Origin of the sequence: Pedobacter sp. Leaf41 (genome assembly GCF_001422545.1) — a bacterium.
Classification (GTDB): Bacteria; Bacteroidota; Bacteroidia; order Sphingobacteriales; family Sphingobacteriaceae; genus Pedobacter.
Window position 1 is genome coordinate 66,482 of the sequence record NZ_LMLE01000012.1, and the last position, 13,043, is coordinate 79,524.

At 32.6% G+C, this 13,043-nt stretch carries 12 protein-coding genes; all 12 read left to right on the forward strand.

The window, feature by feature from the left end:
• The first annotated feature begins 133 nt into the window (after positions 1 to 133).
• The 12 genes from asnB (at position 134) to ASE92_RS19920 (ending at position 13,001) form a co-directional block, all read left to right on the forward strand.
• Positions 134 to 1,924: an asparagine synthase (glutamine-hydrolyzing) gene (asnB, locus tag ASE92_RS19860; protein WP_056851876.1), complete on the forward strand. Its 1,791-nt coding sequence runs from the start codon at positions 134 to 136 to the stop codon at positions 1,922 to 1,924.
• Positions 1,921 to 3,072, forward strand: a complete 1,152-nt coding sequence (locus ASE92_RS19865; RefSeq protein WP_056851877.1) for a glycosyltransferase family 4 protein — start codon at positions 1,921 to 1,923, stop codon at positions 3,070 to 3,072. Before asnB ends, ASE92_RS19865 begins: the two co-directional genes overlap by 4 nt.
• A complete protein-coding gene (locus ASE92_RS19870) occupies positions 3,062 to 3,922 on the forward strand; it encodes an ABC transporter permease (RefSeq protein ID WP_056851878.1) in 861 nt (286 codons plus the stop codon). Before ASE92_RS19865 ends, ASE92_RS19870 begins: the two co-directional genes overlap by 11 nt.
• 145 nt (positions 3,923 to 4,067) lie before the next feature.
• The gene (locus tag ASE92_RS19875) at positions 4,068 to 5,165 is read left to right on the forward strand and encodes an acyltransferase (protein ID WP_056851879.1); all 1,098 of its coding nucleotides are present in this window, start codon (positions 4,068 to 4,070) and stop codon (positions 5,163 to 5,165) included.
• Positions 5,166 to 5,270: 105 nt separating this feature from the next.
• Complete coding sequence (locus ASE92_RS21790) at positions 5,271 to 5,654, forward strand: acyltransferase (RefSeq protein WP_157255803.1); 384 nt, start codon at positions 5,271 to 5,273, stop codon at positions 5,652 to 5,654.
• A gap of 752 nt (positions 5,655 to 6,406) precedes the next feature.
• Complete coding sequence (locus tag ASE92_RS21565) at positions 6,407 to 7,669, forward strand: ABC transporter ATP-binding protein (protein WP_056851882.1); 1,263 nt, start codon at positions 6,407 to 6,409, stop codon at positions 7,667 to 7,669.
• Entirely contained in the window at positions 7,662 to 8,591 is a 930-nt protein-coding gene (locus ASE92_RS19895) for a hypothetical protein (RefSeq protein ID WP_056851883.1), read from the forward strand. Before ASE92_RS21565 ends, ASE92_RS19895 begins: the two co-directional genes overlap by 8 nt.
• A 3-nt stretch (positions 8,592 to 8,594) precedes the next feature.
• Positions 8,595 to 9,545 carry a glycosyltransferase family 10 domain-containing protein gene (locus ASE92_RS19900; RefSeq protein WP_056851884.1) on the forward strand — a complete coding sequence of 317 codons (951 nt, stop codon included), beginning with the start codon at positions 8,595 to 8,597 and terminating at the stop codon, positions 9,543 to 9,545.
• Between the two features lies 1 nt (position 9,546).
• Positions 9,547 to 10,392, forward strand: a complete 846-nt coding sequence (locus ASE92_RS19905; RefSeq protein WP_056851885.1) for an FkbM family methyltransferase — start codon at positions 9,547 to 9,549, stop codon at positions 10,390 to 10,392.
• Positions 10,389 to 11,312, forward strand: coding sequence for a glycosyltransferase (locus ASE92_RS19910; protein WP_056851886.1), 924 nt, complete (start codon positions 10,389 to 10,391; stop codon positions 11,310 to 11,312). Before ASE92_RS19905 ends, ASE92_RS19910 begins: the two co-directional genes overlap by 4 nt.
• 178 nt (positions 11,313 to 11,490) lie before the next feature.
• Positions 11,491 to 12,198 carry a class I SAM-dependent methyltransferase gene (locus ASE92_RS19915; RefSeq protein ID WP_056851887.1) on the forward strand — a complete coding sequence of 236 codons (708 nt, stop codon included), beginning with the start codon at positions 11,491 to 11,493 and terminating at the stop codon, positions 12,196 to 12,198.
• On the forward strand, positions 12,198 to 13,001 hold the full coding sequence (locus tag ASE92_RS19920) for a glycosyltransferase family A protein (RefSeq protein WP_056851888.1): 804 nt from the start codon (positions 12,198 to 12,200) through the stop codon (positions 12,999 to 13,001). The genes ASE92_RS19915 and ASE92_RS19920 overlap by 1 nt, the downstream gene beginning before the upstream one ends.
• Positions 13,002 to 13,043: the final 42 nt, after the last annotated feature.

Below are 13,043 nucleotides of genomic sequence, written 5' to 3' on the forward strand. Positions count from 1 at the left end.
TTAACATAATCAGTTCATTTTTTTAAAAAAGAATGTGACTGAGAGGGCGAAGCTGTGTCCGGCCATCACCCGTTTGTTGTTTTAAGAATAAGCCATTCCAAATCTAAAATCGTCATTCGTATATCGTAATTTAATGTGCCGTATCGTTGGTATAATTGATCAAAACCAAAATCCTGAACAACTTTTTAGAGATGTTCAGCTGATGTGCGACAGCATGAAGCATGGCGGGCCAGATGATGAAGGTTTTTTTGCAGCACCTGGATTGGGTTTGCAGTTTGGCCATCGACGATTGGCATTGATAGACCTTACCACAAATGGCCATCAGCCGATGAGTGATCAGGATAAAAATTTAACCCTCACTTTTAATGGAGAAATTTATAACTATCTCGAATTAAAAAAGGAATTAACCGCTGAGGGATTAATTTTCAAAACCCAAAGCGATACAGAAGTAATTCTGGCTGCATATCAATTTTGGGGAGTGGAAAGCTTCAAAAAGTTCGCTGGCATGTTTGCTTTTGCCATTTACGATAAAGTAAAGCAAATCACTTTTTTGGTGAGAGATCAAATGGGGATCAAGCCACTTTATTATGCAGCGGCTGACAATCGTTTAATTTTCGCTTCTGAAGTAAAAGCATTCAAAGCATGCTCCTATCCTTTTGAAGAAAACCTTGATTGGAAAATTTATTTCCTGGCTTTTGGTCACATTCCGCATCCATTCACTACCCTGCAGGAAGTGAAATCACTAGATCCGGGACATTTTTTAAAATGGGATCATCAAGGAAATAACTTCGTTATCGCTTCATTTAAAGAAGACCTCAAGCCGAAAACGGTTTTTAATCAGCAGGAAGCAAGCCAATTAATCGCAAAGAAATTGGAACATGCTGTAAAGCAAACTTTAATTGCAGATGCTCCACTTGGTGTATTTTTGAGTGGAGGAATTGACTCCAGTATCATCACCCTTTTGGCAGATCAAAGCATTGGGAAAAACTTAAAAAGTTTGTCTATTAATTTTGAAGAGGAAGCTTATTCAGAGGAAGTTTTTCAAAAAATAATTGCCGATCAAATTAATGGAGCGCACCATAGTTACCAGGTTAAGGAAGCAGATTTAACTGCAAACTTTGATCAAATTTTGGAAGCCATGGATCAACCCACAAATGATGGCATCAACTCATGGTTTGTCACTCAATATGCGAAAGCTGATGGTTTAAAAGCAGTACTATCTGGCATTGGTGCCGATGAGCTTTTGGGAGGGTATCCCTCTTTCAAAAGAGTTAAATTAATCAGAAGGTTAAAACGCACACCCCGTTCTCTTTTGAAGTTATCGGAATATATCCCTCATGATAAACTCAAGCGGATTTCCTATTTAAGTTATCAAAATCCAATTGGGGAATATCTTTTTTTAAGGGGATTTTTCACGCCACAAACCATTGCCAAAACCTTAAATATTGATCAAAAAAGAATTGATCAGTTGTTGGAAGATTTCCCGATTAACAAGTCGATTGACTTTTTGGAAGGAGAAGAAAGAGTTTCGTGGATGGAAACCAACCTATTTATGCAGAACCAACTTTTAAAAGACACTGATTTTATGAGCATGCATCATGGCATAGAAGTTCGGGTACCGTTTTTAGATCAGGATTTTTTAGCCACAATACAAAACATTGCAAATCAGCAAAGGTTTTCAAACCGCCCTAAGAGGTTGTTAATTGATGCTTTTAAACATATACTTCCAGAATCGATTTGGAACCGACCTAAAATGGGTTTTACTTTTCCTTTGCAAAAATGGTTTTTAAAGAACGAAAGAATCGTAAATGAAAAAAATTATGATGGGCATGCCCTTCAATTGATCAAAAAATTCAAAGCAGGGAAATTGCATTGGTCGAAAGCTTTTGCGTTGTACCAGATAGCCAAAAGCGACAATAATTGAAAAACGAAAAGATTCTTTTTTTAAGCTTGTATACCTATAGTTTAACTGGTGGCATTGAAAAAGTATGTCGCACATTTATCGAAGTATTGGAGGAACTAAAAAGTTTCCATAAAATTAAAGGTCATTTGAATTTATCCCTGCACGACTTAAAAAATTTTAGTAATCATAAAGGCTTTAACGGCAACAAATTTTTATATGCATTTGCGGTTTTAAAAAATGCTTTTACTGCCGACATCATTATATTAAGTCACGTTCACCTCCTACCCTTTGCCAAATTGATCATAAAATTGAGTCCTAAAAAACGGGTTATTTTATTTGCACATGGCATTGAAGTTTGGAAACCCTTAGCAAAATGGAAACGAGATTTCTTAAAAAAAATCGAAATCTGGGCAGTAAGTCGATATACAGCGGAACAGCTTCGAAAATTAAATAGTGTTCAGAATAAAAACATTAAGATTTTAAATAACAGTTTACCGCGAAGCTATTCTTATTCTTCGGCGGAAAGTTTAAAGGCCAATACGCAGGAGCGATATCGGATTTCCACAGATGATCAAGTGGTGCTGACCGTTTGCAGATTATCATCGCTGGAACAATACAAAGGCTATGACATGGTTTTATTGGCTTTTAAGGATGTAATCAAGACATATCCGCAGGTAAAATACATTATTGCCGGCAAAGCCGATGAAATGGAAAAACAGCGAGTTTTGCAGCTTATTCAAGATTGCAAACTGCAAGATCATGTTATTTTAGCAGGCTATATAAATGATCAAGAATTAAAGGCTCTCTATCAACTAGCTGATGTTTTCGCCATGCCGAGTAAAGGGGAAGGCTTCGGCTTGGTTTACTTAGAAGCAATAGCCAATGGATGCTCGGTTTTAGCGGGTGATGCCGATGGCAGCAGAGATGCTTTATTAGATGGAGAATTAGGCTTATTAGTAGATCCTGAAGATGGAGATGCAGTTTATCAGGGATTAATTCAGCTTTTAGCACAACCCACTACTGAAGATGAGATTGTTCAAAGACAGCAGATGGTTGAAACGCATTTTGGTTTTGCAAGGTATGTAGAGCAAGTGGAGGATTTGCTGACCTCCGCCCCGCCCTCTCCTGAAATAGAGGGAGCTACATTACAAAAAATAAATGGATCATAGAGAAGAACATAGTTGGACCATCGAAGCAAAAGCTTCTTTATTTGATTTGAAATTGAATGAAGTTTGGGCTTACCGAGATTTATTGTGGTTATTGGTTCGTCGTGATTTCGTATCTTTTTATAAACAGACCATTTTAGGTCCGCTTTGGTTTTTTATACAACCGCTCTTTACTACTATTATTTTCACCTTTATTTTTGGTAACCTCGCAGGGATCTCCACAGATGGTTTACCAAAACCTTTATTCTACATGGCGGGTATAACGGCATGGAATTACTTTGCAGACTGTTTAACCAAAACATCTACGGTATTTAAAGATAATGCAGGGATATTTGGAAAAGTCTACTTCCCAAGGTTAATCATGCCGCTTAGTATTGTAGTGAGCAACCTAGTTCGTTTTGGGGTGCAGATGGTTTTATTCTTGATGATGATGTCATATTATTATTTTGTTGTGGGTGCAACATTTAATGTGACTTGGGCAATTTCATTATTTCCCCTCATTATAGCATTGATGGCCTTATCGGGCTTAGGTTCAGGAATGATTATTTCCGCCATGACAACTAAATACCGCGATTTAGCATTCTTGGTGGGTTTCGGTGTGCAGTTATTAATGTATGCCACGACTGTAATCTATCCCCTCTCAACGGCGCTAACGAAATATCCTGATTATGCCTGGATCATTGAATATAACCCGATGACACCTATTATTGAAACGTTTCGTTATGGGTTTTTGGGTGAAGGTAGCTTTAGCTGGGGAAGTTTGGGCTATGCCAGTGGTATTACGCTTGCATTGCTTCTAACAGGTGTTGTGGTGTTTAATAAAGTAGAACGGAATTTTGTGGATACGGTGTAGATTCGTTTTTCGTTTGTTGTCATTCGTTTTTCGTTTAATCGAGAAACGAGCAACGACAAACGAACACCAAACACCGAATGAGTATCTCGATTAAAGTAGAAAATCTAGGTAAAACTTCTTCTAATTATTATACTCTAATTATTTCATGGGATTAATTAGATTCCTTTTAGCAGTTTCTGTTATTATAGCACATTCTACACCAATTTTCGGCATTAGACTTGTCGGAGGGCAAACGGCCGTGCAGGCATTTTTTATTTTATCTGGTTTCTATATGGCACTAGTTCTAAATGAAAAATATATAGGCGAAAATAATTCGTATAAATTATTTATAACCAATAGATTGTTAAGACTATACCCTATATACTGGACAGTACTGATTTTAACCGTTTTATTCTTTTTGATGGTATTGATTTTCACTAATGATACAAGTAATTCGATTTTATATAACTATATCAGACACGATAAAGATTTAGGTCTATCAAGCTATTTACTATTGATGTTCTCTAATACATTTATCCTATTTCAAGATGTTATTATGTTTCTTGGTGTAGGCAGTGATAAAAACTTAATTTTTGTATCAAATTTCTATAGTACAGATCCAATGTTATGGACTTTCTTATTTGTACCACAAGCATGGTCAGTAAGTATTGAGATCATGTTTTACCTGATTGCCCCTCTCTTACTAAAAAGAAATTTAGTTCTAATATCAATACTTACAATAATGACATTTGTAGTTCGAATTCTATTTTACAGAAATGGATTCAATCAAGACCCGTGGACTTACAGATTTTTACCCTTTGAACTTGGCTACTTTTTTCTAGGCACTCTATCATACCATGTTTACGTTAAAATAAGAAGATTTAAGATTTCAAAAAGTACATTGATTACAGTTTTTTCTATCATCTTATTTTATTCTGTAACTTATCCTCAATTTGGTAACATAAGTAATTACATCTACCTATTAATATTTGCTCTTAGTCTGCCATTTATCTTTATTTTAACAAAAAATTCAAAGCTAGATTCATATGTTGGAAATCTTTCGTATCCAATGTATATATCTCATCTATTTATTTTCTATGTTGTCAGAATAATTAGCCTGCCATATGTAAAGAATTCGGGAATAAAATTAACTTTTATGACCATAATACTATCAATTCTTTTACATGAACTAGTTTCGAAAAGAATTGAATTATTTAGACAGAGAAGATTAAAACCAAAAGAAATTGGCTTTATCAAAGATTAAGGACCTGAGCTTTTACCTAGTGATATTAAATAATTTTACAAACCTATCGAATAACAAACAGCTAAAATATTAATATTCAAATGCCATTTCATCCATTTAAAATAAGTGTTTATAGTTTGTAAAAATAAATTTAATCAGGTAATAAATAAGCCCTATGAATGTCCTGATTTTTTGCATTCAAAACATATCCCATCCTTGGATGGTTGGAGGGCAGTAGCTATTATGATGGTCATTTTAGGCCATTTCATGCTTACCTTAGAGCCGGGAAGTATTATTCACACAATATTAAAGTTAACGGCTATTGGTGGCCTTGGTGTAAAAATATTTTTTGTTTTAAGTGGCTTCTTAATCACAACACTTCTAATCAAAGAAAAAATAAAATATACAAGAATAAATCTTAAAAAATTCTTTATAAGAAGAGTTTTAAGAATAATCCCAGTTTTATACTTGTACTTAATTGTGATCTTTTTTGTTAATCATTTTTTTTAACTCAACCTAACCTTTTCGAATTTTATTGGTCCACTGCTCTATATTAACAATTTTGATTTTTTATCTGGGACCTGGATCACAGGCCATACCTGGAGTTTAGCAGTTGAGGAACAGTTTTACTTAATTTGGCCTTTTATTTTTAAATACTCCAGGAATAGCCTCGTGATTTGTTTAACAATAATTTTGGTTATTCCGATTTTTGGAGTTATTCAATATATTGAACCTAAAGTTGAAAACTATATTTTATCCCCTTTTTTTATCCCAGCTAGCTCAATATTTACGGGCGCTTTAATGAGTCTTTTATGCTTCAATTCTTTTATTTCTTCCAGGTATATAGTAATCAAAAATTTCAATTTTATAATTTTTACACTTGCAATTATATTTGTATATTTTATCTATTACATGTCGGCAAAAGGGCTATATGGAAAAATTCTTTTGCCGTGCGGTAATCTTTTAACCAATCTTTGTTTCGCCTATATGATATTGTTTTCAATTATTAGAAGGGACAATTTTATTTTCAGGATATTAAACAGCAAAATATTTGTTCAGATTGGCATTATTTCTTACAGTCTATATATCTGGCAACAATTATTCATAATACCAAAGGGAAATTATCCAATTTTGGAACAATACTTCTATTTCCCTTTTAATTTAATCTTGGTTTTTATTTTTGGTTTTTTATCTTTTTATTTTTTAGAGAAACCATTTCTTAAACTTAAAGAAAGATTTTCAATCTATTAAACTTCTAAAAGTTGACTCAAAATATTGCTATCAAAGTAGAAAATCTAAGTAAAGCTTATCAGCTTGGCCAAATCGGAACTGGTACGATTAGTCGTGATCTCGAACGGTGGTATGCCCGGATGCGAGGCAAGGAAGATCCTCATTTACGGATTGGAGAAATCAATAATCAAAATACCAAAAGTGAAAGTGACATAGTCTGGAGTTTGAAGGATATTAACTTTGAAATTGAACAGGGCGATGCCGTTGGCATTATTGGCAGAAATGGCGCTGGTAAAAGTACATTGCTAAAAATATTAAGTAAAGTTACCGCCCCTACTACAGGCAAGATTTCTGGCAGTGGCAGAATAGCCAGTTTATTAGAAGTGGGAACTGGTTTTCATCCAGAATTATCGGGCCGTGAAAATATTTTTCTGAATGGCGCCATTTTGGGGATGCGTAAGAAAGAAATTCAACGTAAACTAGAGGAGATTGTTGACTTTGCTGGTATTGAACGTTATTTAGACACTCCAGTTAAACGTTATTCTTCTGGCATGTATGTGCGACTAGCTTTTGCTGTAGCAGCTCATCTAGAATCTGAAATTTTAATCGTGGACGAAGTTTTAGCGGTTGGGGATGTCGAATTTCAGAAAAAGTGTTTGGGGAAGATGGGGGAAGTGAGTAAAGGCGAAGGGAGGACGGTATTGTTTGTAAGTCACAACATGAATGCTATTAAACAACTCTGCCAACAAGGGATTTTACTTGTAGATGGTAAAATAAAAAATATAGGAAATATTAATGAAACCATAAAAGGTTATACTGATACTTGGACCGGACAGGAACAAATATTACTTTTAGAAAAAGTCCAATGTGACAACGACTATATTAATTTAACGCATTTTGAAATCAATGGTTCGCGCAATACAGTATTTACACTTAACGGAGATAAAATAAATATTATAATTAGTGGCGAATTAATTCAGCCCATTCAAGCTAACTACGAAGTTAAAATTTACACAAGTGAAAATGAACTTATTTGTTTTTACAGCCCTGGTCATTTTGAACATAAGCTAATTTCTTTGGGCGTGGGTAAATTTACGTTGGAAGAAAGTATTCTCTTCCCAAAGGAAATTTTTAATGGAGTGTTTGTCATGTCTGTTAGCTTAAGCCAACCCAATGTTGAAACATATTTGCACATTGAAAATATTACATTCGAGCGCAATTACGTGCAAAATGGGAACGGAAGAATTTTTAACTATACTGAGGTTGGCTTTTTAAAATTGAACAGATATGAATGATAAAGCTCTGATTAGTCAATATCAAAATATCAATAACAAATTCGATAAACAACTGATTTTTAGACTAGGAAGTGAGGCTGGTTTCTTTTCCGAATATAATAACATGGTATTTGCAATTATTTATTGTTTGGATAATGCAATCAAATTTACCTTGTCATCTAACAACTCGAATTTTTCAAAAATTGGTTGGCAAGAATACTTTAACGAATTTTGTACTGAAGTTTATGACGAATTTCATTTTGAATCAAATTATAGACTTCATCACAAACCATCAATTGTAAAAAGAATAAAAAATAAGTTTAAAAAATATTCCTCGTCCACTTATCTTACGCAGGATTTATGGGGAAAGTTCCACAGTTCCACGTTTGAAAAATTGAATTTCAATATAAAAGAATTACAAATTCACGGAAGTTTATTAAACGCTAGCCAAAGAATTATTGGTATTACTTGGAGTTACAATAATACAATTAAGAAGCAGATCGATTCAATTATTGATACATTATCTTTGCCTAAAAAATATGCATCCTTACATATTCGAATGGGAGATAAGTATAAGGAAACAAAAATAACTGATCCTGAGCACTATGTGGAAAAGCTAACGCAGTATACGGATACAAAAGATATATTTGTTGCAACTGATGACTATTCGGTAATTATAACATTACAAGAAAAATTTCCTCTTTATCAATTCAATTCTCTAACAGAGCCACAAGCTAAAGGATATGACCAGCAGGAGTTTACAAAACTTAATGAACTTAAAAAGTATTCAGAATTAGTTTTATTATTTGCTTCAATTGAGATCTTGGCCCAATCAACCAACCTAGTTTGCACTTATACATCAAACATAGGAATGTACTTGGCTATGAGACGCGGACTTCAGTATACTCATGATGTAAATGGACGAAATTGGGCAATTTGGTAAAATATGTCTAATAGTAAAACAGTAAAAATCTCGACGCCATGGGGTCACAGCTTTTTGAATGAGCAAATTAGCCCCTGCATTGAAAATTTTAAATTCGAAATTGATAATGATTGCAAAGTTTGTGATTATTGGATAGTTTGGGGGGATTTACCAAGACGTGCTGATAAAATAAAGGTTAAATGTCCTAATGAAAATATATTGTTTATGACAGACGAAGCTCATCCTTATAAAACATACCATAAACAATTCCTAGATCAATTTCATGCTATCATTACTTGCAGGAACGATATTGAACACAAAAATATTATAAGTACACATGAGATAAATACTTGGCATATACCAAAAACTTTCGAACAGTTATATTCTAAGAAGGAGATCATTAAAAGCAAAGAAATTTCTGTTGTTTGTTCAGATTTAACCGACTTACCTGGGCATAAGGCTCGTTATGCTTTTGTTAATAAGCTAATTGGACATTTTAAAGATAAGTTGGATGTTTATGGGAGAGGGTTTAATCCTATTGATAACAAATTAATTGCATTAACACCCTACAAGTATTCAATTGCTATCGAAAACTCTGCAATTGATGGGTATTTTACTGAAAAAATATCAGAATGCTATTTGACCCATACTTTCCCCATCTATTATGGAGCACCAGATATCGATAAGTATTTCGATTCAGCTTCATTATTAAAAATCGAAATAAACAACTATAAAAAGAGCATTCAAAAAATTGAAGAATTGTTAGAATTAGATCCCTGGAAATCAATAGAGCGCCTACTCGTGGAACAGAAGCTGCGTTATTTAAACAAGTATCAATTATTTTCAGCTTTAAATAATATCCTAATAAACCAAAATTTAACTAACACTATAAAATCAACAAATTTGATCTATTCTCATCGCAAATTTTCGAAAGAATCATTTATAACAAAAGTAGTTAATCTGATAAACAGGTAAGATGTCCAGATTTAGGAGTTTCTTCAAAAATTTAAAATCCATAGATAAATTAGTTTATTTATATGGAAAAACAATAGAGTTCGCAATACCCGGAAGATACAAGCAAATAGTGCATTTCAGAAGCTTTATAAATAATACCCAATCTTTAGGCTATGAAATTAAGTTTCAATCAGATCAGGTTTTAGTTCAATCAGGTTTTTATGCAATTAAACTTAGAGACAATACCAGTGACAAAGATGCTTTTAGCCAAATTTTCATAAATAATGAGTATCAAACTCTTATTGATTATATTCACTTAAATGAGATTGAGATTAATACAATAGTTGATGCAGGAGCTAACATTGGACTATCGGCCATTAAATTTTCAAATGCTTTTCCAAACTGTAAAATAATATGCCTAGAGCCTGATTCTGATAATTTTGAACAGCTCCAAATTAATTTGGAAAACATTAGCAATGTTATTATGTTGCAGAAGGCATTGTGGCATAAGCAAGATTTTCTTACTTTAAATAAGGATTTTAGAGATAGTCGGGAGTGGTCAAGACGGGTAGTAAAATCAAATAACACCGATGATAATTTTATTTCCGCAGTATCTATAGCGGACATTATCAAACAATACAGCCTTCAGGAAATAGATTTTTTAAAAATTGATATTGAAGGAAGTGAAGCAGAAATATTTAAAGCAGAAAATGATTTGTCATTTCTAAGACAAGTGAAAATCATTGCAATAGAAATCCATGATGAGTTTAATTGTAGAAATCAAATATATAGGATATTAAGAGATAATAGTTTTTTTATATTTAATACAGGTGAACTTACCATTGGAGTTAAGCACAGTAACAAATGATTGGTATTTCAATAATTATTTGCTGTTATAATAGCGCAAGAAGATTGCCTGATACTTTACTAAAGATATCAGAACTAAATCAGGATAAATATATTCCATGGGAAATAATCGTTGTTAATAATCTTTCTACAGATAAAACTGCAGATGTTGCAAAGGCGGAATGGGAAAAATACAATCAGGATGATGTTAGCTTTCTTATAGTAAATGAAGATAATGCTGGTTTAAATTATGCGAGACGTAAAGGAGCGTTGTTAGCAAAATACGAATGGTTGCTCTATTGCGATGACGATAATTGGTTAGATCCTGATTATTTTATAAATTTTAAAAAAATCATCAGCCAGCATCAGCAATTAAAAATGGTTTGCTGTGGTAAATCTGAAGCTGTTTTTGAAAAACTACCAAATAAATGGTTTTATAACTACCAACAGCTATGCGTGATATTTAACATTTTAGATTATGGTTATGATACAAGAATTTCAAAGTGCCTAGCCGATGGTTGCGACGTTTGTGGAGCAGGTATGTTTGTTTTAAAAAAATTAGTTGTTGAGTATTTCAAATTTGAGAAGCAGATAATTTTAGATAGGACTGGAGAAAATTTAAATTCTGGAGGGGATACAGATTTGGTTAATTATTTTCTTACAAATAATTATGAGATTGGTCAATTTGCAACATTAAGTATAAAGCACTTTATTCCAAAAGAAAGAACCACACGTAAATACATATATCGTTTAACCGAGGGAATGTCATACTCAACTGCTTTGATATCCTATAAACAATATTCAGTCATTAAGAAAGCAAATTTCCTTAGTTTATGCAAGAAAGTTATTGTACATACCATCAGATTAAGTTTTTTCGAAGCGGTTTTAGTCCTTGCTCGCTATTTTGGATGGCAAAGAGCTTACAATGAAATAGTAAACTAATTAAATTGTTATTTAATCATAATACATAAAGCAAATAATGCCTTAAATTGGTGATCATTTTGAAAGTCTTGAAAAATGAATATAAAGTTGATGAAATCGTGAAATTTATATTCAATTGAATACTATTTAAGAAATTTATTCACATGTACCAAACATTTTAATTACCAAAAGCAACTACATGAGAGAAGAAAATCTTTCTAGATTAACTGAAACAGAGATAAATATTAATAATTTACATTATCTACATTACAAATTCTATCATCGTGATTTATTCGATTCTTTTCAAAAATATGCAACAGGCAAGTTATTAGATATTGGTTGTGGCAACAAACCCTACGAAAGAATACTATCTAAATTAATAAATAACTATGTAGGTGTTGATGTTATACAGTCAAGTGAAAATAAAGTTGATTTTTTATGCCTGGCAAATAATATACCATTAGAGAGTGAGTCATTTGATACTGTTATATCAACCCAAACTATTGAGCATGTTGAAGATCCTCAAGGTTTAATTAATGAAGCTTATAGATTATTAAAAGCAAATGGATATTTAATTATATCAGGTCCGATGTATTGGCCCCTACATGAAGAACCTTATGATTTTTTTAGATTTACAAAACATGGTTTTACATACTTGTTGCAAACGGCAGGGTTTGAACTTGTAGAAGTTAAATCAAATGGGGGTAGTTGGAGTGTGGCTGGACAGGCCTTACTGCATGCAATACCTAGTGCTTACAACATAAAAGGTTTCAGAGGATTTGTATTAAGAACCACTCTAAAATTTTTAAAGACAAAACATATTAATAGTTTTTTTTCTAAAATTGATGAAGAAATTAAAGATCATACGAATACGATGAATTATGTAATTATTGCAAAAAAAAGATAATGGTTTTAACTGTTATAATTCCTTGTTACAATCATGGCATATATATACAAGAGGCTATAGATAGTGTATTAACTTACCAAGATCAGCTCATCGAAATTATTATTATTGATGATGGATCGACAGATGTTTTTACTATTAATAAAATGGAAGAGCTCAAATCACTCGGTTACCACATAATAAAGCAACAAAATTCAGGATTATCTTTTAGCAGAAATGTTGGTATTGCCGCAGCAAAAGGGAAATACATTTTACCATTGGATGCCGATAACAAAATAAAAGCCAATTATATCAGAAAAGCATTACCAATATTGGATAATAATATTGCTGATATAGTTTATAGTAAACCTCTTTTTTTTGGTGATGTTACTGAAGATAGAATCTTTGAGCCAAAAGAGTTTGATGGGACAGACTTAATTTTTGGAAATTATATTGATGCTTGCGCTATATACAAAAAGGAAGTTTGGATTAAAAACAATGGTTATGAAGAAAATTTACCCATACAGAGCTTAGAAGACTGGGACTTTTGGTTGAACAGCTATTTTAATAATTTTAGGTTTAAATTTATAGATGAAGAGCTTTTTGAATATAGGGTTTTAGCCAACTCAATGATAGCTGTTGGCCAAAAGCAAAGTGAGAAACAAAATGAATTTATCAACTTTATAATGAATAAATATGGGTATCTTATATATAATAAAGTAATCCCGCACTACTCAAATTCGAAAATATACCAAAATGACATTAAAAATCCGTTAAGAAGTGTTTTTAAATTCATGTATAGGTTGATAACCAACAACAAAAACTAATAAGCTACTTAAATTCATTTGAGATTGTTTTTCTAAAAACCT